This window comes from Brevundimonas sp. FV1ye28, assembly GCF_058681135.1.
On sequence record NZ_CM178731.1, the window covers coordinates 2,940,666 to 2,962,129 of the forward strand.

The 21,464-nt window shown below is 66.7% G+C and carries 21 protein-coding genes; 14 read left to right on the forward strand and 7 right to left on the reverse strand.

Annotated features, from left to right (window positions below):
- Positions 1 to 592 precede the first annotated feature (592 nt).
- Positions 593 to 2,521: a peptide MFS transporter gene (locus tag ACW171_RS14485; protein ID WP_492094170.1), complete on the forward strand. Its 1,929-nt coding sequence runs from the start codon at positions 593 to 595 to the stop codon at positions 2,519 to 2,521.
- A 173-nt stretch (positions 2,522 to 2,694) separates the two neighbouring features.
- Here ACW171_RS14485 and ACW171_RS14490 read toward each other — a convergent pair whose 3' ends face one another.
- Positions 2,695 to 4,746, reverse strand: coding sequence for a TonB-dependent receptor plug domain-containing protein (locus tag ACW171_RS14490; protein WP_492094175.1), 2,052 nt, complete (start codon positions 4,744 to 4,746; stop codon positions 2,695 to 2,697).
- 121 nt (positions 4,747 to 4,867) lie between these two features.
- Entirely contained in the window at positions 4,868 to 5,422 is a 555-nt protein-coding gene (locus tag ACW171_RS14495; protein ID WP_492094178.1) for a hypothetical protein, read from the reverse strand.
- A 123-nt stretch (positions 5,423 to 5,545) separates the two neighbouring features.
- Between ACW171_RS14495 and ACW171_RS14500 the strand changes: the two genes are divergently transcribed.
- A complete protein-coding gene (locus ACW171_RS14500; RefSeq protein WP_492094180.1) occupies positions 5,546 to 6,490 on the forward strand; it encodes a TraB/GumN family protein in 945 nt (314 codons plus the stop codon).
- Here the strand turns inward: ACW171_RS14500 and tldD are convergent.
- From tldD to ACW171_RS14520, 4 genes are all read right to left on the reverse strand, one after another.
- Entirely contained in the window at positions 6,487 to 7,917 is a 1,431-nt protein-coding gene (tldD, locus tag ACW171_RS14505; protein ID WP_492094182.1) for a metalloprotease TldD, read from the reverse strand. The genes ACW171_RS14500 and tldD overlap by 4 nt on opposite strands.
- A 75-nt stretch (positions 7,918 to 7,992) precedes the next feature.
- Positions 7,993 to 8,778, reverse strand: coding sequence for a GIN domain-containing protein (locus ACW171_RS14510; RefSeq protein WP_492094184.1), 786 nt, complete (start codon positions 8,776 to 8,778; stop codon positions 7,993 to 7,995).
- Positions 8,775 to 9,365, reverse strand: coding sequence for a DUF1700 domain-containing protein (locus tag ACW171_RS14515; RefSeq protein ID WP_492094186.1), 591 nt, complete (start codon positions 9,363 to 9,365; stop codon positions 8,775 to 8,777). Before ACW171_RS14515 ends, ACW171_RS14510 begins: the two co-directional genes overlap by 4 nt.
- A complete protein-coding gene (locus tag ACW171_RS14520) occupies positions 9,362 to 9,721 on the reverse strand; it encodes a PadR family transcriptional regulator (protein ID WP_492094188.1) in 360 nt (119 codons plus the stop codon). The genes ACW171_RS14515 and ACW171_RS14520 overlap by 4 nt, the downstream gene beginning before the upstream one ends.
- A 266-nt stretch (positions 9,722 to 9,987) precedes the next feature.
- On the opposite strand from ACW171_RS14520, the gene coxB reads away from it, so the two are divergent.
- From coxB to ACW171_RS14575, 11 genes are all read left to right on the forward strand, one after another.
- Positions 9,988 to 11,004 (forward strand): cytochrome c oxidase subunit II, encoded by a 1,017-nt coding sequence (gene coxB, locus ACW171_RS14525; protein ID WP_492094190.1) that lies wholly within the window; start codon positions 9,988 to 9,990, stop codon positions 11,002 to 11,004.
- A 19-nt stretch (positions 11,005 to 11,023) separates the two neighbouring features.
- Entirely contained in the window at positions 11,024 to 12,703 is a 1,680-nt protein-coding gene (gene ctaD, locus ACW171_RS14530; RefSeq protein WP_492094192.1) for a cytochrome c oxidase subunit I, read from the forward strand.
- A gap of 66 nt (positions 12,704 to 12,769) precedes the next feature.
- On the forward strand, positions 12,770 to 13,732 hold the full coding sequence (gene cyoE / locus ACW171_RS14535; protein ID WP_492094194.1) for a heme o synthase: 963 nt from the start codon (positions 12,770 to 12,772) through the stop codon (positions 13,730 to 13,732).
- A 5-nt stretch (positions 13,733 to 13,737) separates the two neighbouring features.
- A complete protein-coding gene (locus ACW171_RS14540; RefSeq protein WP_492094196.1) occupies positions 13,738 to 13,953 on the forward strand; it encodes a hypothetical protein in 216 nt (71 codons plus the stop codon).
- Positions 13,953 to 14,507, forward strand: a complete 555-nt coding sequence (locus ACW171_RS14545; RefSeq protein ID WP_492094198.1) for a cytochrome c oxidase assembly protein — start codon at positions 13,953 to 13,955, stop codon at positions 14,505 to 14,507. The genes ACW171_RS14540 and ACW171_RS14545 overlap by 1 nt, the downstream gene beginning before the upstream one ends.
- 59 nt (positions 14,508 to 14,566) lie before the next feature.
- The gene (locus ACW171_RS14550) at positions 14,567 to 15,439 is read left to right on the forward strand and encodes a cytochrome c oxidase subunit 3 (RefSeq protein ID WP_492094200.1); all 873 of its coding nucleotides are present in this window, start codon (positions 14,567 to 14,569) and stop codon (positions 15,437 to 15,439) included.
- Positions 15,440 to 15,498: 59 nt separating this feature from the next.
- Complete coding sequence (locus tag ACW171_RS14555; RefSeq protein ID WP_492094201.1) at positions 15,499 to 15,843, forward strand: DUF983 domain-containing protein; 345 nt, start codon at positions 15,499 to 15,501, stop codon at positions 15,841 to 15,843.
- Complete coding sequence (locus ACW171_RS14560; RefSeq protein WP_492094202.1) at positions 15,836 to 16,543, forward strand: SURF1 family protein; 708 nt, start codon at positions 15,836 to 15,838, stop codon at positions 16,541 to 16,543. The genes ACW171_RS14555 and ACW171_RS14560 overlap by 8 nt, the downstream gene beginning before the upstream one ends.
- A gap of 50 nt (positions 16,544 to 16,593) precedes the next feature.
- Entirely contained in the window at positions 16,594 to 17,805 is a 1,212-nt protein-coding gene (locus ACW171_RS14565) for a M16 family metallopeptidase (RefSeq protein WP_492094204.1), read from the forward strand.
- 190 nt (positions 17,806 to 17,995) lie between these two features.
- Positions 17,996 to 18,583, forward strand: coding sequence for a GNAT family N-acetyltransferase (locus ACW171_RS14570; protein WP_492094205.1), 588 nt, complete (start codon positions 17,996 to 17,998; stop codon positions 18,581 to 18,583).
- Positions 18,584 to 18,620: 37 nt separating this feature from the next.
- A complete protein-coding gene (locus ACW171_RS14575) occupies positions 18,621 to 20,267 on the forward strand; it encodes a putative bifunctional diguanylate cyclase/phosphodiesterase (RefSeq protein ID WP_492096643.1) in 1,647 nt (548 codons plus the stop codon).
- Here the strand turns inward: ACW171_RS14575 and ACW171_RS14580 are convergent.
- Entirely contained in the window at positions 20,264 to 20,833 is a 570-nt protein-coding gene (locus ACW171_RS14580; protein WP_492094210.1) for a YqgE/AlgH family protein, read from the reverse strand. The two genes, ACW171_RS14575 and ACW171_RS14580, sit on opposite strands and share 4 nt — an antisense overlap.
- 135 nt (positions 20,834 to 20,968) lie before the next feature.
- Here ACW171_RS14580 and ACW171_RS14585 point away from each other — a divergent pair, with 135 nt between their 5' ends.
- Entirely contained in the window at positions 20,969 to 21,454 is a 486-nt protein-coding gene (locus tag ACW171_RS14585) for a peroxiredoxin (protein WP_492094214.1), read from the forward strand.
- Positions 21,455 to 21,464 lie beyond the last annotated feature (10 nt).

A 21,464-nucleotide genomic window follows, 5' to 3' on the forward strand; every position in this document is an offset into this window, starting at 1 on the left:
TCGGGGAAGGCGTCCTGGGCCCAGGACCCGGACGTGCGGCGGGGCCGATCGTAGCGGGATTGTTCGAGGGGCGTGAAACCTCGAAGTCCGGCGGGCCTGAGCCCGCCGCCCGTCGCGGGCCTATCGCCTGAGGGTCCAAAGGACTCGGGACTTGTGGCCGGTCTCCGCCGAGGCGGGGATGCAGGCCCCCCCCGGGGTGTCCGTAAACCCGCTGGGCGACGCTCGCGGACCCGGTCGGGGACGGAGCCTTCGGCGTGAGCCGAAAACACAATCAATCGGTCCCCGTAACGCGAAAGCAGGGGGCCACCTCGGTTCCGGGCGAACGCCCAGGCTCCGTCGACTTCCCCACACCCGTTCACAGCGGAAGGACGATGAAACACGCCCCGTCCGGCGGCTCTCACCTGCGGTTCATCGCCGCCTTGTGACGGTTCGATTATCCATAAGACTTGTCGGGTCATCCCCGGTGTGGTGCTTATGCCGGCTTGAGCGCGCCTCTGTTCGGCGCGGCGTTAGGGAGTGGGCGGTTGATCCAGACCGAAGAGGGAGCCCGTATCGGGCTTCGACGACTTACGAGCTGTGCAGGAGGTCGGGCGTGAACATCGTCATCCTTCTGGGGGTGTTCATCACCCTGGTGACCGGCATCCCGGTCCTGCTGCAGATCCTGAAACAGCACCCCAAGGGCCTGCTGATCTGCTTCTTCGCCGAGATGTGGGAGCGCTTCTCCTTCTACGGCATGCGCGGCCTGCTGATCTTCTATCTGACCCAGCATTTCCTCTTCCCCGATGACCAGGCGTCCGGCCAGTACGGCACCTACGGCTCGCTCGTTTACCTGCTGCCCCTGATCGGCGGCATCGTCGCCGACCGCTACATCGGCACCCGCAAGGCCATCATGTTCGGCGCCATCCTTCTGGTCATGGGCCACGGCCTGATGGCGGTCGAAGGCAGCCCGGCCCAGCAGGTCCTGCGCTCCGGCGACCAGACCTATCAGGTCCAGCGCGTCGAACGCGGCGACCTGAACGTGGCCCAGGTCGTCATCGACGGCCAGGCCTATGACTACACCACCGGCGAAAACGGCGCCGTCGCCATCCAGGGCCTGCCGGCGGGTTCGCCCCTGGCGACCACTCCCGTCACCGCCGACGTCATCAAATCGACCGGCGAACCCTGGTTCTTCCTGGCCCTGTCCCTGATCATCATGGGTGTGGGCTTCCTGAAGCCGAACATCTCGACCCTGGTCGGTCAGCTCTATCCGCAGGGCGATCCGCGTCGCGATTCGGGCTTCACCCTCTACTATTACGGCATCAACCTCGGCGCCTTCTGGGCGGCGGTGCTGTGCGGCTATCTCGGCCAGAATTTCGGCTGGGGCTGGGGCTTCGGCCTGGCCGGCATCGGCATGGCCGTGGGTCTCGTCGTCTTCTGGCTGGGCAAACCCCTGCTGCAAGGCAAGGGCGAGAGCCCTTATCCCGAGCTGATCAAGAAGCCGGTCGCCGGTTTCCTGAACCGCGAGACCATCATCTATCTGCTGGCCTTCGTCGGCGTCGGCGCCCTGTTCTTCATCGTGCCGAACCACGCCCTGGTCGGTCAGGGCCTGCTGCTCTCGACCATAGCGGCGCTCGCCTTCATCGCCTGGTTCATCGTGGTGAAGCTCAAGGGCGACAAGGTCGCGCGCGAGCGGATGATGCTGGCCATGGTGCTGATCCTCGGCTCGGCGGTCTTCTTCACCCTGTTCGAACAGGCCGGCTCCTCGCTGAACCTGTTCGCCGACCGTAACGTCGATCTGTCGCTGACGGGCGCCGCCGGGACCTTCCTCGGCATCCCCTACGGCACCCCGGCCCAGATGACGGCGGCCGGACTGGCGATGACGGGTCTGTGGATCGACACCTCGATCACCGCGTCGCAAACCCAGTCGTTCAACGCCGGCTTCATCCTGATCTTCGCGCCGGTCTTCGCGGCTCTGTGGGCCTTCCTGGCCCAGCGCAAGATGGACCCGAACCCGGTCGTGAAGTTCGGCCTCGGCATCATGCAGGTGGGTCTCGGCTTCCTGGTCGTGGTGTGGGGCGCCAACTCGGGGCTGGTGGATGAGAGCTTCCGCACCCCGCTGGTGCTGCTGGGCTTCCTCTACATGCTGCACACGACGGGTGAGCTGTTCCTGAGCCCGGTGGGCCTGTCCGAGATCACGAAACTGTCGGTCGCCTCGATCGTCAGCTTCATGATGGCGGTGTGGTTCATGGCCTCGGCCATCGCCCACTTCCTGGGCGGCGAGATCGCCAAACTGGCCGGCACCGCCACCGTCGGCGGCGAGGTCGCCGACCCGGAAGCCGCGCTTCAGACGTCACTGCAGACCTTCAACCTGATCGGTCTGTGGGGTGTCGGCATCGGCATCGCCTTCATCGTCCTCAGCTTTTTCATCTCGAAGTGGTCCAACGGCGTGAACGAACCGGGCAACCATCCGGGACCGACCGTGACGGATGCAGGACGCGAGGACGGCAACGTCGCCAAGCCCTCGGCCACCACCACGGGCTGATCCGCCTTTCGGACAAGAGAAAGGGCGGCGTCTTCGCGGACGCCGCCCTTTTTTTGTAAGGTTGAAAGAAATAATTCCTAGTTCGGTCTTGCGAAGGTCATCGACGTCGCCATCTTCCGGATCGGTCTTTGAAATCGTCCGCCGACCCGTCCACCGCGACGCTGAGGAATGGGTCAGAAGGTCTTGCGCACGCGGATCTGCCAGAAGGTGCGGGGATCGATGGGGCGCAGTTCGACGAACTCGATCGGACGCGCTGGCGTGCGGTTGGCATAGACGGTCCGCTCGATGACGAAGTCGTCCCAGATGTTGACCTGGGCCCGGATCGACAGGGTCGGGGTCGGCTTGTACTCGGCGAAGGCCTCCCAATAGTCCGATCCCGTCCAGCCGGAGGTCTGGTCCGGGTCGTAGGAGGTCTGTTCCAGGCTCGGCAGGTAGGCCACCGCCCAGTTGAGCTTCCAGGAGGTGATGTCCTGCGAGATGGTGAAGTTGGGTTGCGACGGCCGAACCTGCGAGATCGAGCGCGTCTCGCCGGTGGTCGGATCGGTGACCTCGGTCTTGTTCCAGGTGTTTCGGAACTGGAACTGGCCGCCCGAGAAGCCGGTCCAGTCGAGCGGCACGATCACGTTGACCGCCAACTGATCCAGGGTCCCGTCGCCGATGTTGCCCGTCGCCGACAGGTTGCCGGGCAGGGGCAGGCGGTCGATCACGTCGATGATCTCGTCGTGGCGGTAGCCGATGGAGACGATGCCGTCACCGAGGAAGCGGCGCTCGTAGGTGATCTCGGAGATCCAGCGTTGTTCCGGCTCCAGGTCGACGTTGCCGCCGAAGACATTGTCGTCTTCCAGCTCCGACGAGGCGGCGAAGTCGCCGAATTCGAGCTGGCCCAGTTCACGCTCGAAGCGGAAGCGGACCTGGTTCTGGGGCATGGGGGTCCAGGTGACCTGGACGCGCGGCTTGGCGAAGAAGAAGCTCTTCTCCTGATCGGCGTCGCCCGACTGGGTGATGGTCGAGCCTTCCAGACGCAGACCGCCTTCGACCGTCAGGTTGGGACGCACCCGCCAGGTCGCCTTGCCGAAGGCCTCGCCTCGGGTCTCCTCGACCATGACCGAGGCGGAGGGCAGGGGCACGTTTGTTCCGCCGACTCTGAAGGCCTGTTCGACCTCCAGCATGTTGTAGGCGACCTCGCCGCCGGCCTCGATCGTCATCGACGACGACCGCTCCCAACGCAAAAGGGACCGCAGGATGGTTTCGGAAGACTCTCCGACCGATTCGAAGCGCTGTTCGGGGCTGTCGACTGCGCCGAGCCGGTTTGAGGACAGGGAGATGCTGTCGAAATCGCTCCACTCGCGAATGAACCGGGTCTCGCTGACCAGGCCGGTGCTGAGGGGGCGGGTGTAGACCGCGCCGACCTCGCCGCTCGTGCCGTCCTCTTCGTAGCTGTTGCGACGAAGCACGTTCGGGGCATCCTGGACGCTGAACTGGCTGTAGTCGTTCTGGCCGATGCGGGCGGTCAGGTCGATCTTTCCGCCCAGGAAGGCGTTGGCATAGTTGCCGCGAATGCTCTGGCCGCCGCCCTGCTGGTCGTTGAAATAGCCTTCGTCGCGCAGGACCGTGCCGTCCGGCGCGCGGCGGATGACGCGGCCCACGCCGTTGGAGTCGTTGACGCTGACGCCGTCCGACAGGGTGAAGCCCATGACCCGGTCGCCGTCGCGGGCCGTGAACTGATAGCTGCCGTTGGCCGCGTCCTGCCCGCCCTCGAACAGGAAGGCCGTGCCCGTCAGAATGTGCTCGCGGCTGGACTGGGTCTTGGTGATGACGTTCACGACGACCGAATAGCCCTGCATGTCGATCCCGGGAGCCCCGCCGCGCACCAGTTCGATGCGCTCGACCTGGGCTACCAGGGTGCGGCTGAGGACGGACGAGCCGGCGTCGTTCTTGGAGGCTGGGCGAGACCCGTTGATCAGGATGTTGCCGACTGCGCCTTCGAAGCCGCGCGATCCGTCGCCATCCTGGACCGAGAAGCCGGGGATGCGGTTGACCATGTCGAGCGCCGTGTTCGGGCGCTGGTCGGCGAAGAAGTCGGGGGTGAAGACCAGCACGCCCTGCTGGCCGGCCTCGGCCTGGGGCGGATTGGTCGTCTCGGACGGCGCGGGCGCCGTCTGCGCCAGGGCGCCTGTGGCCGTGAATAATATGGCCGTCGTGGCCAGAAGAATGGTCTTGGTCATCGCCTGGGGTTCCCCTCGTTGCTGGAGGGAGGTGTGACGACCGGCCGTCTTTCACTCCAGTTACAAGCGGGACAGGTGGATTAAATCTCCGACAGCATTACAGAGAGGCAATCTTCGTGGCTTATTCTGGCGAATACTGAACAGGGGCGCTGTCATCACTCACTGGTGCGGCGACGCCGCCTTGAGCGCCTCCCGCTTCCATCCGGTTCAGACGGGCCGTGCGTTCGGCGGCATAGTCGGGATGAGGCGTGTCGAAGCCGAAGGCGCTCGACCCGTCGGCGAGCGGGTCGGCCGGCCTGGCCTCGACCCGCCCCTGATCGACGACCTGGCGATAGGCCTCCATCGGGGTCTGATGCACCGGGCTGGGCATCGGCATGCGCGGGACGTCATCGCCGACATAGGCTTCGGGTGGGAGGTAGCCGTCATAGATCGACGGTTCGGCCGCCCGATCCAGGGCGGCGCGGTCGAAGCCGTCCGAGAGTAGGCCGACCTCCATCGTGTCTCCGGGCAACAGATCCCGCTCGACCGGAGGGACCACGGCGATCGAGAGGGTGCGGCCGAGCGCACGGCTGGTCTCAGATCCGCCCAGCATGAAGGCCCCTGCGCCGACCACGCCGACGATGGCGAGGGTGGCGAGGCCCAGACGGACGTCGGTGCGGGACAGAGGATGAGCCATCGAAAGACCTTAGGGCAGGGCGCGTGACAGGAACACGACCCGACAGGCGCAGTTCCCGTCGAACGGCCACGGTTGCGCCATATCCCCTTCCGATGGTGGAGGACACGCAAGAGGGGATCGGGAATGCGGATCGGATTGACGGGCCTTTTTCTGGCGGCGGCGCTCGTCGGGACGACGCCGGCCTTCGCCCAGGACGACCCACCCCAGGACGACCGGGTCGAGGATATCGTCGTCACCGCCCGGCGGGCCGGCACCCCCATGTGGACGGTGGAGCGGGGTGATTCGACGGTCATTCTGGTCGGCGCGATCAGCGGCGTACCGCGCGACTTCGTCTGGCGGCCCGAGGCGCTGGAAGAGGCGACGCGACGGTCGCAGCGTATCCTCTATCCGACCGTGGGCGAGGCGTCGCTGAGCGATGTCTTCCGCCTGATGTGGCGGATCCGGACGATCTCGCGTCTGCCTCAGGGAACGACTTCTGCCGACTATCTGCCGCCCGAGCTGCAGGCGCGGCTCGAGGCGCTCATGGCGGGCGAGGGGGATGGCTGGCGGACCAAGAGCTTCGTGGGACTGAGTTTCGACCTTATGGAGATAGCGGGCCGCGAGCGCCGGTCCTCGGGCGCCGTGGATGCGGTCAAGAAGGCGGCGCGCGAGGCGCGGGTGCAAGGCCAGCCCATCGGCACGGTGCGCGGCGACGAGCTGGTCGAGGGGCTGATCTCGGATCCGCCCGCCCAGTACATCCCCTGTGTGGCCGCGGCGATCACGGCAGCCGAGCAGGGGCCTGAGGGTGCGCAGGCGCGGCTCGACGCGTGGCGATCGCTGAGAGTGCCGGACGTGCTCGCGACCGGGCTGGACCTGGCCTACGACCAGTGCTGGCCCTCGGGCGATCCGGAGATCGCGCCCCTGGTGCGCGAGCAGTGGCGCGAGGCCACGCAGGCGGCGCTGACGCAGCCCGGCGTGACCATGGGAGTGGCTTCCTTGCGCATTCTGGCCGAGCCCGGAGGCGTGCTGGACCAGCTGGCGGCCGAGGGCCTGGACGTGCGTGGGCCGGACTGGAAGGTCGAACCCTAGACCGCAGTGCCGCCGACGGTCAGGCCACCGATCTTGAGGCTGGGCTGGCCGATGCCGACCGGCACGCCCTGGCCTGCCTTGCCGCAGACGCCGACGCCGGGGTCGAAGGCGAAATCGTCGCCGACCATCGAGACATTGGTCAGGGCCGTGGCGCCGTCCCCAATCAGGGTGGCGCCGCGCACAGGCGCTGTGATCCTGCCGTCCTCGATCAGATAGGCCTCAGTGCACTGGAAGACGAACTTGCCGTTGGTGATGTCCACCTGGCCGCCGCCGAAGTTGGCCGCATAGAGACCACGCTTGGTCGAGGCGATCATGTCTCCCTGCTTGGCCGAGCCGCCCTCCATGAAGGTATTGGTCATGCGCGGCATCGGCTGGTGCGCGAAGGACTGGCGGCGGCCGTTGCCGGTGGCGCGCTGGCCCAGCTGACGGGCCGAGAGACGGTCGTTCATCAGTCCGACCATGATACCATCCTCGATCAGGACGGTGCGCGAGGTCGGGGTGCCTTCGTCATCGACGCTGAGCGAGCCTCGACGACCGGCGATGGAGCCGTCGTCGACGATGGTGACGCCGGGGGCGGCGACGCGCTTTCCCATCATCCCCGAGAAAACGGACGAGCCCTTGCGGTGGAAGTCGCCTTCGAAGCCGTGGCCGATGGCCTCGTGCAACAGGACGCCAGGCCAGCCGGCGGCGAGGACCACGTCCATCTCTCCTGCCGGACAATCGACGGCCTCGAGGTTCACGAGGGCGCCGCGCAGGGCCTCGTCCACCTGGGCCTGCCAGCGTTCGGGGGCGATCCAGCTTTCGAAGCCGGCCCGGCCGCCCGCGCCGTTGGACATGGTCTCGCGGCGGCCGTCCTTTTCCACCGTGATGGAGACGTTGAGGCGGACCAGCGGGCGCACATCACGCACGGTCAGGGCGTCGGCGCGCAGGATCTCGATGGCGCGGCGCTCGCCGACGATCGAGGCCGAGACCTGGACGACGCGGGGATCGCGGGCGCGGGCCCAGGCGTCGATTTCCTGCAGCAAGGCGATCTTGTCGGAGAAGGCGGGGAAGGCGAGGGGATCGACCGCGTCGTAGAGCTTCTGGTTGGTGGCGCGGGGACCTTCGGCGGTGACGCCCGCATGGCCGGACTTGGCGAGGGACGCGCTGTCGGCGGCGCGGCGCAGGGCGGCGGCGCTGATCTCGTTGGCGTGGGCGTATCCGGCGGTCTCACCGGCCACGACCCGCAGGCCGAAGCCCTCGGTGGCGTCGTAGGCCGCGGACTTCAGCCGACCGTCGTCGAAGACCAGCGATTCGAGTTCGGAGCGTTCGAGGAACAGTTCGCCGTCGTCCGCGCCGTGCAGGGCGCCCTGGAGGATCGACAGGGCTTCGTCGGGATCGACACCGGAAGTTTCGAGCAGGGGCGGCGGGGGAATGTGGACGGTCATGGAAGCGAAGATAGGGATGGCGAGACAAAATGTCTTCTCCCTCCCCCGAGGGGGAGGGAGACCGCCTTGCCTTGGTCAGTTCGACATCGCCACCTCGCCCGACCCCGTGACGTCCTGGTTCAGCTGCGCCGGACGAGTGGTCAGGTCCACATCGCCAGAGCCGGCGATGGAGATATCGGCCCGACCGGTCGGGGCGACGGTCGCATCACCCGAGCCGGCGATGGCGACATTGGCGTCGGTGGTCACGAGCGAGCCGAGGTCCGCATCACCCGATCCCGAGATATCGACTTCCAGCGACTGCGTGCGGCCCGTCGCCGAGATCTCGCCGGAGCCTGAGATGTCGACCGCCAGGGTGTCCTGGTCGTAGTCGCGCAGCATCAGGTTGGCCGAACCCTCGACATTGAAGCTGTTCACGTTCGGAGCGGTGACGACGATCTTCACCTCCTCGGAATGCACCCAGACGCCCCGGCCGCCGTTTCGACGACCGAAGACGACCGTCTCGTGATTGGGGCCGTCGCGGTCGGCCCAGGTCAGGCGGCCGTCCACCAGACGCACGCTTTCGACCAGTTCGGCCGGGCCGGTGATCGTCACCCCGGCGGTCTCGCCCTGGACGTAGTCGACGTCGGCGGACAGATCGACGGTCAGGGTCTGGCCGCCGGTCCACTCGATCGTTCGAGTGACGTCCGGGCCGCGCGTGCCGTCGTCGCGTTCGAAGCGGACGGTGTCGCCGTCCTTGTCCTCGAACGTCCACTCCCAGCCGTGGCGGGCCATGTCGCGGCCGCCCAGAGCAAACGCTCCGCCGAGGGAGGCCGTGGCCAGCACGAGGCCGGCCGCGGCGATGATGAGAAGGGTGCGGATCATGCGACGTCTCCCACGGCGCGGTTGGATTGAGGCTCGAGCGCGGGCTTGAGCAGGCGGTAGTGCAGGCGGGCGAACCAGACGATGGCATTGACTAGACCGATGGTGACGATGGCCAGCAGCGCTCCGGCCGAGGAGGCGCCGGCCATCAGGCCAAGACCCGCCAGGATGGAGGCTCCGGCACCGCCGGGCACGTCGAGGAAGGGACCGCCGACCATGATGCCGCCGCCGGTCACGAAGACCGCGATGACGGCGATGCCGACGCCGAACAGGGCTCCGACCACGCCCATGAGGATGGGCAGAAGGATCAGTATGTCGATGGCGCCCAGACCCAGGACCGCGAACACGGCGGCGGCGGCGGCGGAGGGGTTCTTCTCCTGATGCCAGCGCTGGGCGCCGGCCTCGGCCCTGAGTTCACGCGCCAGACGGGCGGGGTCGCCCAGAGCGGCGGCCACTTCGGCTTCGGAGCGGCCGGCGGCCGCGCCGTCCTCGAAATGGGTCTCGTAGTCGGCGACGATCTCGGCGGCGACCGACATGGGCAGGCCCACCAGGCCCTGCCTGAGACGACTGAGGAATTCTGTGCGGGTCATGCTGCTTCTCCCGGAGCAGGAGCCACGGGCGTCTCGTCGTTGGCGACGATCGCGTCCACGGCCTTTGTGAAATGGGTCCATTCGGCGGACTGGGCGGCGAGCGCATCGCGGCCGGCCGGGCTGAGCCGATAGTATTTGCGCGATGGGCCCGACGATGATTCGACCAGATAGGTCTCGACCAGACCGTCGGTCTGCATCCGGCGCATCAGCGGGTAGATGGTGCCTTCACCCATGTCGATCGCGTCCGACAGCCGGCTGGCGATCTCGTAGGCATAGCTGTCGGCGCGGGCCAACAGGGCCAGGACGCAAAGTCCCAGCACCCCCTTCTTCAACTGTATCTCTATGGTTTCGGGCATGTCCGAACACCTCCTTTGATTTCCAGAGGCTATCGCAAGGTATCTGGCGTCGCAAGGTAGCTGTTCAAACATGACAGCGATTTAAGACTCGCGTTGGCCGTAACCTCGCCATGAAATCGCACCTGCGACGCCCAATCGCTTGGCAACGGTGAGACAGGGCGATAAGGACCGGCGCAGAAACGCCGCGTCTCCAAGAGAGCCCGGCCAAGTATTTGCGAGTGGATCGCAACGACTTGATTCAGACGACTTTGATGAGGATTTCTCGCATGGGACTGGGCACTCGAGCCCTGAGCAAGGCCGGTGGCGTTTTGACCACCGCATCGCTCGCCGTCTTCTTGGCCACGCCGACGTGGGCGCAGGACCTGATGGGCCAGCCGACGCCGGGCGGCATCGGTCTGCAGCCGGCCGCCTCGCCGCTGAAGCACGAGGCGCACATCTTCCATGACGCGATCCTCTTGCCGATCATCACGGCGATCTGCGTGCTGGTCCTCGGCCTGCTGATCTGGATCGCGATCCGCTACAATGCCAAGTCCAACCCGGTCCCGGCCAAGTGGAGCCACAACACCCTGATCGAGATCATCTGGACCGTGGTTCCGGTGATGATCCTGGTGGGCATCTCGCTGTTCTCGTTCCGCCTGCTGTTCGCCTATCACGACATGCCGACGCCCGATCTGACGGTGAAGGCCACCGGCAACCAGTGGAACTGGGCTTACGAATATCCTGACCAGGGCATCGCCGAATACATCTCGGCCATGCTGCCGGAAGACGAGGCGCGCGCCCAGAACGTCCCCTACCGCCTGGCCGCCGACGAGCCGATCGTGGTGCCGGTCGGCAAGACCGTCCGCGTGCTGGTGACGGCCGCCGACGTGATCCACGCCTTCGCCCTTCCGGCCTTCGGCTTGAAGACCGACGCCGTCCCGGGTCGGGTCAACGAGACCTGGTTCCGCGCCGAGCGCACCGGCGTCTTCTATGGCCAGTGCTCTGAGCTGTGCGGCGTCGACCACGCCTTCATGCCGATCCAGATCAATGTCGTGACCGAGGCCGAGTTCGCCGCCTGGGTCGCCTCCAAGGGCGGTTCGATGACGCCGGCCTCGGCCCAAGCCGCTCCGGGCGGCACGGTCGCCCAGGTCGCCGCCGGTACGACCGGCGCGGAGACCGTCGTCGACGCCGCCGCTCCGGCCGGCATCCCGACCGCTCAGACAGCTACTACCCCGACGGCGCCCGCCGCCGCGTCCACCGCTCCTGCTGCGACGGCTCCGGCCGCCGCTCCGGCCGCCCAGTAACCGCGAGCCAGAGACCCAAATGGCCACCGACATCACCGCAGACACCCACGCCAATCCTGGGCACGACGCCCACGAGGAGCATGATCACAAGCCGGGCTTCTTCACCCGCTGGTTCCTGTCCACCAACCACAAGGACATCGGCACCCTGTACCTGATCTTCGCCATTATGGCCGGGATCGTGGGCGGCTTCCTTTCGGGCCTGATCCGTCTGGAACTGGCCGCGCCGGGCATCCAGTATTTCGTCGAAGGCGGGCTGATCCAGCAACTCGGCATCGTCGAGGCGTCCAAGCACGGCTATAACGTCACCGTTACGGCCCACGCCCTGATCATGATCTTCTTTATGGTAATGCCCGCCATGATCGGCGGCTTCGGCAACTGGTTCGTGCCGATCATGATCGGCGCGCCTGACATGGCCTTCCCGCGGATGAACAACATCTCCTTCTGGCTGCTGGTCGCGGCCTGGGTGCTGCTGTGCCTGTCGATGTTCGTCGACGGCGGCCCGGGCAAGGGCTTCGGCGGGGGCTGGACCATCTATCCGCCCCTCTCCACCGTCGGCCACACCGGCCCGGCCATGGATCTGGCGATCTTCTCGCTGCACGTCGCGGGCGCCTCGTCGATCCTGGGCGCGATCAACTTCATCACCACCATCTTCAACATGCGCGCGCCGGGCATGACCCTGCACCGGATGCCGCTGTTCGCCTGGTCGGTGCTGATCACCGCCTTCCTGCTGCTGCTGTCGCTGCCTGTCCTGGCCGGCGCCATCACCATGCTGCTGACCGACCGTAACTTCGGCACCCACTTCTTCGATCCCGCAGGCGGCGGCGATCCGGTCATGTTCCAGCACCTGTTCTGGTTCTTCGGTCACCCCGAGGTCTACATCCTGATCCTGCCAGGCTTCGGCATCATCTCGCACATCGTCTCGACCTTCTCGAAGAAGCCCGTGTTCGGCTATCTCGCCATGGCCTACGCCATGGTCGCCATCGGTTTCGTCGGCTTCATCGTGTGGGCGCACCACATGTACACGGTCGGCATGAGCGTGAACCTGCGCGCCTACTTCATCGCCGCGACCATGATCATCGCCGTGCCCACGGGCGTGAAGATCTTCAGCTGGATCGCGACGATGTGGGGCGGCTCGATCAGCTTCAAGACCCCCATGCTGTGGGCCATCGGCTTCATCTTCCTGTTCACCGTCGGCGGCGTGACCGGCGTGGTCCTGTCGAACGCCGGCATCGATTACAGCCTGCACGACACCTATTACGTCGTGGCCCACTTCCACTACGTCCTGTCGCTGGGCGCCGTGTTCGCGATCTTCGCCGGCTTCTACTACTGGTTCGAGAAGATGTTCGGCGTGAAGTACAACGAGTTCCTGGGTGCGACGCACTTCTGGATCATGTTCGTCGGCGTCAACATCGTCTTCTTCCCGCAGCACTTCCTGGGTCTGCAGGGCATGCCGCGTCGCTACATCGACTATCCGGAAGCCTATTCGCTGTGGAACCACGTTTCCTCGGTCGGTTATGCGATCACCGTCGTCGGCGTGCTGGTCTTCCTGATCATGCTGGCCGAGGCCGCGATCCGTCGCCGCAAGGGCGTCGCCAACCCCTGGGGTGAAGGCGCCACGACCCTGGAGTGGACCCTGTCCTCGCCGCCGCCGCACCATCAGTTCAACGAACTGCCGGTGGTGAAGGGCGACAGCCACTAAGCCGCCAACGTCCTTCTCTAAGGATCAGGGCCGCCTTCCGACCCGGAAGGCGGCCCCTCTCATTTGATGACCCAAGCTGAACTGCAGACCCCGTCCACGACCCAGCCGGAAGACTTCTTCCAGCTGCTGAAGCCGCGCGTCATGTCGGTGGTGGTGTTCACTGCCGCGACCGGCCTGGTGATCGCGCCGGGCGGCATCCATCCGATCGTCGCGGCCATCGCCATCCTGTGCATCGCCATCGGCGCCGGCGCGGCGGGCGCCCTGAACATGGCGATCGAGGGCGAGACCGACGCCCTGATGCGTCGCACGCGCGGCCGTCCGGTCGCCGCGGGCCGTCTGAAGCGCAACGACGCCATCGCCTTCGGCATCGTCCTGTCGGTCTTCTCGGTCATGCTGCTGGGCATGAACACCAACTGGTTCGCGGCCGGGCTGCTGGCCATGACCATCGTTTATTACGCCGTCTTCTACACGATGATGTTGAAGCGCCGGACGCCCCAGAACATCGTCATCGGCGGCGCGGCCGGCGCCTTTCCGCCCGTGATCGGCTGGGCCGCGGCGACCGGTGACGCGCCCTGGCAGGCTTGGTTGCTGTTCGCGATCATATTCCTGTGGACGCCGCCGCACTCCTGGGCGCTGGCCCTCTATTCGGCCGGGGATTACGCCAAGGCCGGTATTCCGATGATGCCCGTGGCCAGGGGGGCGAAATCGACCCGGCTGCAGATCTGGCTCTACAGCCTGATCTTCGTGGCCTGCGCCGTCGCGCCCGGCTTCGTGGGCATGGGCGGGTTGATCTATCAGGTGGTGTCCATCGCCGGCGGCCTGGCCTTCCTCGGCCTCGCCTTCCGCCTCTGGCGCTCTCGCGCGGGCGACGCCCCCGACAAGGCCGAGGCCGTGGGGCGAGAGGCCGCATTGTATGACGTCCGCGCCGAAGCCAAACCGGCGCGCAACCTGTTCGCCTTCTCGATCCTGTATCTCGTGGCGCTGTTCGCGGCCCTTCTGGTCGAGAGCTTCGTCGTCCCCGGAAGCTGAAACCCATGCCCGTCTATCTGACGCCCGAACAACTCGCCGCCCGCAACAAGCGCAGCCTCTGGATCGCGCTGGGTCTGGTGGCCTTCATCGTCCTGATCTTCGTCACGACCTTCACCCGCATGCAGGCCAATCTTGCGGCGCGCACGGCCCAGAATCGGGCGATCGTCGCCGTTGCGCCGACCCAGCCCGCCCCGTCCCAGACGGCGGAAGCGTCGAACTGATGGCCGCGCCCCCTTCGGCCAAGTTGATCGCCCTGGTCTGCGCCGGGGTCGTGGTGACCATGACCGGCGCTGCTTTCGCCGCCGTGCCACTGTATCGGATGTTCTGCCAGGTCACGGGCTTCAACGGCACGACGATGAAGGCCGACAAGCCTTCGGACACGGTGCTGGACCGCACGGTCAACATCCGCTTCGACACCAATGTCCGGGGCCTGCCCATGGTCTTCAAAGCCGAGCAGACGACCCAGCGGGTGCGAATCGGCGAGACCGGTATTGCCTATTTCGACGTGACCAACACCTCGGACAAGCCGATCCTGGCGCGCGCCAGCTACAACGTGGTACCCGAGCAGACCGGTGCCTATTTCCAGAAGCTGCAATGTTTCTGCTTCGACGATCAGACGATCGGCGCGGGCGAGACCAAGCAGTTCCCGATGCAGTATTTCATCGCGCCCGAGATGGTCGAAGACGCCGAGGTCGACGGCGTCAACGAGATCACGCTGAGCTACACATTCTATCCCGTCACCGACGATCAGCCCGCCAGCACTGGCGCGGGCTGAACACCGACGCTATAGCCCGTTCAAACTTATCTTCTCTCGCCGATTCAGAGATCCGACGCATGGCCCACGCCGCTCCGCATCACGACTATCACCTGGTCGATCCCAGCCCCTATCCGCTGACGGCGTCCATCGCGACGACGATCATGATGGTCGGCGCCGTGGCCTGGATGAAGGGCGTCTTCGGCCTGCCGGAAGGCACGTCCTGGCTGTTCTTCGCCGGTCTGGCTGGCGTTCTCTACTCGGCGTTCGGCTGGTGGTCGGATGTGATCAAGGAAAGCCGTCGCGGCGATCACACCCCGGTCGTCTCGATCGGCCTGCGCTACGGCGTGGTCCTGTTCATCGCCTCGGAAGTGATGTTCTTCGTCGGCTTCTTCTGGATGTTCTTCGAGATGGCTATCTTCAACGAAGCGCGCGCTCACATCCCGGAAATCTCGAATTGGGCCGATACGGCCGCCGCCTGGTCGACCTGGCCGCCCAAGGGCGTCGAGGTCCTCGATCCCTGGTCGCTGCCGCTGCTGAACACCGTCATCCTGCTGCTGTCGGGCACGACGGTCACCTGGGCCCACCACGCGCTGCAGGTCGGCGACCGCAAGGGCGCCAAGATGGGCCTGATCGTCACGGTGCTTCTGGGTGTGCTCTTCACCGCCGTTCAGGCCTACGAATATTACCACATCGTCCACGAGAATCTGTTCTTCAACGAGGAAGCCATCAACTCGGGCCTGTATGGTTCGATCTTCTTCATGGCGACGGGGTTCCACGGCTTCCACGTTCTGTTGGGCACCATCTTCCTGGCCGTCTGCCTGGGTCGTCTGCTGGCCGGTCAGCTGACGCCGGAGAAGCATTTCGGGTTCGAGGCCGCCGCCTGGTACTGGCATTTCGTGGACGTGGTCTGGCTGTTCCTGTTCGCCTTCGTCTACGTCGTCTTCGGCTAAGGACGGCGTTGGACAACCGTCCATCCCAGACTGGAAACATTGCGCCGGCGCGGATCGACATGATCCGCGCCGGTTTCCTTTGTCGGTGCCCGAGCTGCGGCAAGGGGCACCTGTTCAAGGGCTTCCTGAAGGTCGTCGAGGACTGCGCCGTCTGCAGGTTCGACTTCACCCGGCTGAACACCGGTGACGGGGCCGCCATCTTCATCATGCAGATCGCCGGCGGGCTGGTGGTCTTCGGGGCGTTGTTCGTCCAGATCGCCTACGATCCGCCGATCTGGGCCATGCTGATCGTCGCCCTGCCGCTGGTCGTGGGTCTGTCCCTGGGGCTGATGCGGCCGGGCAAGGGGGTGATGATCGCCCTGCAGATGCGAAACCGGGCCGGACAGGCGCGCAATGATGACTGATGCCAAGAGGCGTTTCCCGATCCTGCGGACCCTGTTCGTGGCTGTCTGCGTCGTCTTCCTGTGTGCGCTTGGGACCTGGCAGGTGCAGCGGATGGGCTGGAAGGAAGGCCTGATCGCCCAGGCCGAGGCCGCCGCTCAACTGCCGCCCGCGCCCCTGCCCGAAGTCCTGACCGCCGCCGATCCGGAGTTCCGCAAGGCGCGGGTCGTCTGTCGCGGCCTGCCGACGGCGCCCTATGTCGAGTTGCAGTCGATCCATGACGGCCAGCCGGGAAGCCGGCTGATCTCGGCCTGCGTTCCAGAGGGGATGAACCAGACTTTCCTCGTCGATCGCGGTTTCGTGCCCGACAGCGTCCCGGCTCGGCCGCGCGTGCTGACGACGACCCTGCCGCTGGCCATGGCGGTGGAGCTGCGCCGGTCGCCGCCGCCGGGAGCCATGACGCCGCCGCCGTCGGAGGATCGTTTCTATGGTCGCGACAACCCCGCGATCGCCCAGCGGCTGGAAGCCGGCTCCCCGTCGGAGTTCACCCTGTTCGCCCTGACCTCGCCCAATCCCGAGATCGGTGCGCTGGTCGCCTCGGCGCCACCGGCGGCCTTCTCGAACAACCACCTGGGCTATGCCCTGACCTGGTACGGACTGGCGCTGGCCCTGATCGGTTTCTATGTGGCCGTCCTGATCCGACGAAGAAAGACCCCCTCCTGACCGCTTCCCTGCACACCCTGTCCAACGGCGTCCGCGTCGTCTGCGATCCCATGCCCGGCCTCAAGACCCTGGCCCTGACCGTCGCGGTCAAGGGCGGGGCGCGGTGGGAGCCGGAGAACCGCTCCGGCTGGTCGCACCTGCTCGAGCATCTGGTGTTCAAGGGCGCGGGCGACATGGGCGCGCGCGACATCGTCGAGCGGATCGAGGCCGAGGGCGGATCGATCAACGCCGCCACGGGCTATGAGCGCACCAGTTTCGAGATCAGGGCTCTGGACGGGTCCCTGGGTCTGGCGATGCAGATCGTGTCGGACCTGGTGTTCCGCCCCACGCTCGACCCGGCCGAGATCGACCGCGAGAAGGACGTCGTGGCCCAGGAGATCGCCGAAGCCTTCGATACGCCCGACGACCACGTCTTCGAGATGGCCCAGACGAAGGCCTTCGCCGGCCAGCCTCTGGGCCGGCCGATCCTCGGTTCGATCGCCAGCCTGAAGCCCGCCAACAAGGCGACCATAGGCGACTGGCGCGCGCGGCTCTATTCGCCCGATCGGATGGTGGTGGCGGTGTCCGGCGCGGTGGACGAGACCGAACTGCTGGCCCTGGCCGAGCGCTGGTTCGGCGATGCCGTGGCTGCGCCCGCCGATGCGCCCGAGCGCGCCACGTTCGTGGGCGGGACGGCGGCCCTGACGCGCAAGATCGAACAGGCCAATCTGGTGTTCCAGCTGCCGTCGCTGGCGGTAGGGGATGCGGCCATCCCGGCGGTGCGGCTGTTCACCGAGATTCTCGGCGGGGGGATGGCCTCGCGCCTGTTCCAGAGCGCGCGCGAGGAGCGGGGACTGGCCTATGCCATTGATGCCTATCAGGAAGCCTACGACGATAGCGGCGTGCTGGGCGTCTACGCCGGGGCGGCGGCGGATCGTTCGGTGGAGTTGGCCCAGGTCTGCGCCGACGAGATTCGCGACCTGACGATCAAGGGCCCGACCGACGCCGAACTGTCGCGCGCCAAGGCGGTGCTGAAGGGCGGACTGTGGATGTCGGACGAGAGCCCGGCGAGCCGCGCGGGGCGGAATGCGGCGCAGACGTTGATGTTCGGAGCGCCGGTGCCGTCGGATGACACGGTGCTGCGGCTGGAGGCGGCGACGGTCGGGGACCTGAAGGCGGTCGGCGAACGGATACTGGCGCCGAAGCTGGCGGCGACGGCGGTGCTGGGTCCGAAGGCGGCGGCAGCGGCGGGCAAGGCGTTCGCGGAGCGGGTGGCGAACTAGGGTTCCCTCTCCCGGTGGGAGAGGGCTTGAGGCTCGCAGAGCGCAGCGATGCGTTTAAGCCGAAAGGGTAAGGGGCGTGCCTCACCGGTTTGCATCCGACCCTCACCCTTTCGCGCAAATCCGATTGCCTGAAGGCTCTCGGGCGCTCAAACCCTCTCCCACTGGGAGAGGGAGTGGGTTAAGTTCTCCCATGGCCCTTCTGGACTGGATGACGGATGCGACCGGTCCCGTGGTCGAAGGCGCGGGTGTGCTGCTGCGGCCGCCGCGCACGGGCGACTATTCGGCCTGGGCCGATCTGCGTGAGCTGTCGCGTGACTACCTTCAGCCGTGGGAGCCGTCCTGGCCCGACGACGATCTGACCAGGGCGGCCTATCGCCGGCGTCTCGGCGTCTATGCGCGCGAGATGGAGCTGGGCCACGCCTGGCCGTTCTTCATCTTCGACGCACGCGGCAAGACCCTGATGGGTGCCATCACCCTGTCCAACGTTCGGCGCGGCGTCGCGGAGACGGGGACGCTGGGCTACTGGGTGGGACAGCCTTTCGCGGGGCGTGGCGTGGCCACCGCCGCGGTAAAGGCCATGACGGGCTTCGCCTTCCGCTCGGCGCGGCTGCATCGGCTGGAGGCGTCCTGCCTGCCGACGAATCTGTCTTCCCGTCGCGTGCTCGAGAAATCGGGCTTCGTGAAGGAGGGTGAGGCGCGGGCTTATCTGAAAATTAACGGCGCATGGGCAGATCATATCCTGTTCGGCCTCGTGTCGGACGATGTCGCCGTGTCCTGAAGGAACGCCTGCACCCGTGACCCCGCGACCCCGCACCATGACCTGGGACGCGACCACGGCCATCGAGGCGCTGGCCGCCGCCGATTCCGCCCTGTGGATATGGACCCCGGGCGACGATCAGATCCGATTCACCGGCGCGACCCGTTCTCTGGGCCTTGGCCCGCTGGCGCCGGAATGTTCGGGCGCGGCCTTCATCGCCCTGGCCCTGCCACAGGACCGGTCGCTGGCCGAACGCATCCTGAAACCCGCCGGCGAGGGGACTGAGGTCGCCGTGCGCCTGCGCATGCGCGGGGCCGAGACCTGCCTGTGGCGCGGGGTGTGGCTGGAGGACGGGTTGCGCGCCGCCGGGATGGTGGCGCTCGAGACCAAGATCGTCGGCTCGGACAAGGACCTCCTGACCGGCCTGCTGGACCGCAAGAGCTTCCTCGGCCGCACCGCCGAGACCCTGACCGCGCCCGGCGAATACGACATGGTCGTCGCCGACGTGGACCGCCTGCGTCGCCTCAACGAAGCTCTGGGCCACGAGCGCACCGACATGGTGATCTCGGCGCTCGGTTCGCGCATGGCCGCCGCCTTCTCCTTCGACGCCAACCCCGCCCGGATCGGCGAGGATGAGTTCGCGGTCGTCGTGCCGCGTGGGGCGGGGAATGCCGCCGATCGCCTCAGGGACGCCCTGGAACAGCCACTGCGGGTCGCGGGCTTCGACATCTACCCGACCGTCTCGATCGGCTCGGTGACCTTCGAGGGCGGGCCGGACGCGCCGGATGCCGCCGAACTGCTGCGCCGAGCCGAACTGGCCGTCGGGTCGGCCAAGAAGGTCGGACGAGGCGGAAGCGCCGCCTATGGCCGGGCGATGGAGTCCGACAGCCTGTCGCGGCTGGCGCTCGAGGCGGATCTGAGAAACGCCTTCGTGCGCGGCGAGATCGAACCCTTCTTCCAGCCGATCGTGAACCTGAACACCGGGGCGGTGGCCGGGTTCGAGGCCCTGGCCCGCTGGCGCCACCCCAAGCGCGGCCTGGTGCCGCCGGACGAGTTCCTGGGCCTGACCGACGAGATGGGCCTTATGAACGATCTGGGCCTGATGATGATGACCCAATCGGCACGTCAGCTGGCGGAGTGGCTGCATCGCCACCCAAGCGCGGGCAAGCTGTTCTGCAGCGTCAACCTATCGGTCGGCGAGATCGAGCGGCCGAACCTGATCGAGGACGTCGCACGGGTCATCCAGGAGACCGGCCTGCCGAGAGGCGCGCTGAAGCTGGAAGTCACCGAGGGCGACATCATGCGGGACACCGCGTCCGCCGCGATCATCCTGCAAAAGCTCAAGGACGTCGGGGCTTCGCTTGCGCTCGACGACTTCGGCACGGGCTTCTCGTCGCTGAGTTATCTGGCGCGGCTGCCGTTCGATACGCTGAAGATCGACCGCTATTTCGTGCTGACTATGGACAAGGACGAGGGCTCGGCGAAGATCGTCAAGTCGGTCGTCAACTTGGGTCGCGACTTGAATCTGGAGGTCGTCGCCGAGGGGGTGGAGAACGCCGGACTGGCGGCACTGCTGCTCGACGCCAGCTGCCACTACGGCCAGGGCTTCGGCTATGCGCCCGCCCTGCCCGCGCAGGAGGCCGAAGTCTATCTGAACGAAAGCCTGTCCGACGGGGTCGCGCCGCTGAAGGCGCGGTCGGGTTAAGCCCGGCCGGACTGCCCCGACAACATCGCCGCGTCGACGCCGAGGCCGGCCAGGGCACGGGCCCATTTGGTGTCGAACTCAGTGTCGAACAGAAGCTCCAGATCCGCGTCGGCGGTCAGCCAGACGTTGTCGCCCAATTCCTCCTCCAACTGACCGTCGCCCCAGCCGGCATAGCCGAGCATCAGTGTCGAACGACGCGGGCCGGTCGCGGGATCGGTCATGGCGGTCAGGGCCTCGCGCGTGCCGGTCAGGGCGAGGCCTGAGCCGAACGGCGTGGAGGTGTCGTCGATCATCCAGTCGTCGGTGTGCAGGACGAAGCCGCGTTCGCGCTCGACGGGACCGCCGACCATGACAGGGCGACCGCGTGACTGTTCGGGGGCGTCGAGGGCGAGGTTGGTCAGAACGGACCTGAGATCGACGCCCTGGGCCGGGCGATCGATGCGCACGCCCATCGCATGGTCCGGCTCGTGGGCGCAGACCAGGATGACGGCGTGTTCGAAGCGCGGGTCGTCGATGCCGGGCATGGCCACCAAGAGCCGGCCCGTGAGGGATTGGAATTCGTCCATGACTGAATGATCGGTGCGATGCGCTCGTTTCGCAAGGCGAGGCGGATCACGATCGCGCTTGGCGAGGGACGCCCGGCCCCCTATCTGACGCAGGTCGGCGCACGCGCCTCATCCCAGACCTCCCCGGAGCCTCCCATGACGATCCAGATCGGCGACCGCATTCCCTCGGCCACACTGTCGCAGGGCACGCCGGAAGGACCCAAGCCCGTCAACACCGATGAGTTCTTCGCCGGCAAGACGGTCGCCCTGTTCGCCGTCCCCGGCGCCTTCACCCCGACCTGCTCGGCACGCCACCTGCCCGGCTACGTCGACAACAAGGCCGAGCTGAAGTCAAAGGGCGTGGACGTGATCGCCTGCGTGTCGGTCAACGACGCCTTCGTGATGAACGCCTGGGCCGAGAGCCAGGGCCTGACCGGCGATGACGTGGTCATGCTGGCGGACGGCAACGGCGACTTCACCCGCACCGTGGGTCTGGTGCTTGACGGCAAGGGCTTCGGCCTCGGCGAACGGTCGCAGCGCTATTCGATGCTGGTCAAGGACGGCGTCGTCGAACAGCTGAACATCGAACAGGGCGGCGAGTTCAAGGTGTCGTCGGCCGAACACCTGCTGGCGCAGCTTTAAAGCTTTCGAC

Excerpts from the sequence above, each read along its gene's own strand:
- ACW171_RS14490 (WP_492094175.1), bottom strand. The coding sequence starts at position 4,746 with ATGACCAAGACCATTCTTCTGGCCACGACGGCCATATTATTCACGGCC.
- ACW171_RS14495 (WP_492094178.1), bottom strand. The coding sequence starts at position 5,422 with ATGGCTCATCCTCTGTCCCGCACCGACGTCCGTCTGGGCCTCGCCACC.
- ACW171_RS14500 (WP_492094180.1), top strand. The coding sequence starts at position 5,546 with ATGCGGATCGGATTGACGGGCCTTTTTCTGGCGGCGGCGCTCGTCGGG.
- tldD (WP_492094182.1), bottom strand. The coding sequence starts at position 7,917 with ATGACCGTCCACATTCCCCCGCCGCCCCTGCTCGAAACTTCCGGTGTC.
- ACW171_RS14510 (WP_492094184.1), bottom strand. The coding sequence starts at position 8,778 with ATGATCCGCACCCTTCTCATCATCGCCGCGGCCGGCCTCGTGCTGGCC.
- ACW171_RS14515 (WP_492094186.1), bottom strand. The coding sequence starts at position 9,365 with ATGACCCGCACAGAATTCCTCAGTCGTCTCAGGCAGGGCCTGGTGGGC.
- ACW171_RS14520 (WP_492094188.1), bottom strand. The coding sequence starts at position 9,721 with ATGCCCGAAACCATAGAGATACAGTTGAAGAAGGGGGTGCTGGGACTT.
- coxB (WP_492094190.1), top strand. The coding sequence starts at position 9,988 with ATGGGACTGGGCACTCGAGCCCTGAGCAAGGCCGGTGGCGTTTTGACC.
- ctaD (WP_492094192.1), top strand. The coding sequence starts at position 11,024 with ATGGCCACCGACATCACCGCAGACACCCACGCCAATCCTGGGCACGAC.
- cyoE (WP_492094194.1), top strand. The coding sequence starts at position 12,770 with ATGACCCAAGCTGAACTGCAGACCCCGTCCACGACCCAGCCGGAAGAC.
- ACW171_RS14540 (WP_492094196.1), top strand. The coding sequence starts at position 13,738 with ATGCCCGTCTATCTGACGCCCGAACAACTCGCCGCCCGCAACAAGCGC.
- ACW171_RS14545 (WP_492094198.1), top strand. The coding sequence starts at position 13,953 with ATGGCCGCGCCCCCTTCGGCCAAGTTGATCGCCCTGGTCTGCGCCGGG.
- ACW171_RS14550 (WP_492094200.1), top strand. The coding sequence starts at position 14,567 with ATGGCCCACGCCGCTCCGCATCACGACTATCACCTGGTCGATCCCAGC.
- ACW171_RS14555 (WP_492094201.1), top strand. The coding sequence starts at position 15,499 with ATGATCCGCGCCGGTTTCCTTTGTCGGTGCCCGAGCTGCGGCAAGGGG.
- ACW171_RS14560 (WP_492094202.1), top strand. The coding sequence starts at position 15,836 with ATGACTGATGCCAAGAGGCGTTTCCCGATCCTGCGGACCCTGTTCGTG.
- ACW171_RS14565 (WP_492094204.1), top strand. The coding sequence starts at position 16,594 with ATGCCCGGCCTCAAGACCCTGGCCCTGACCGTCGCGGTCAAGGGCGGG.
- ACW171_RS14570 (WP_492094205.1), top strand. The coding sequence starts at position 17,996 with ATGGCCCTTCTGGACTGGATGACGGATGCGACCGGTCCCGTGGTCGAA.
- ACW171_RS14575 (WP_492096643.1), top strand. The coding sequence starts at position 18,621 with ATGACCTGGGACGCGACCACGGCCATCGAGGCGCTGGCCGCCGCCGAT.
- ACW171_RS14580 (WP_492094210.1), bottom strand. The coding sequence starts at position 20,833 with ATGGACGAATTCCAATCCCTCACGGGCCGGCTCTTGGTGGCCATGCCC.
- ACW171_RS14585 (WP_492094214.1), top strand. The coding sequence starts at position 20,969 with ATGACGATCCAGATCGGCGACCGCATTCCCTCGGCCACACTGTCGCAG.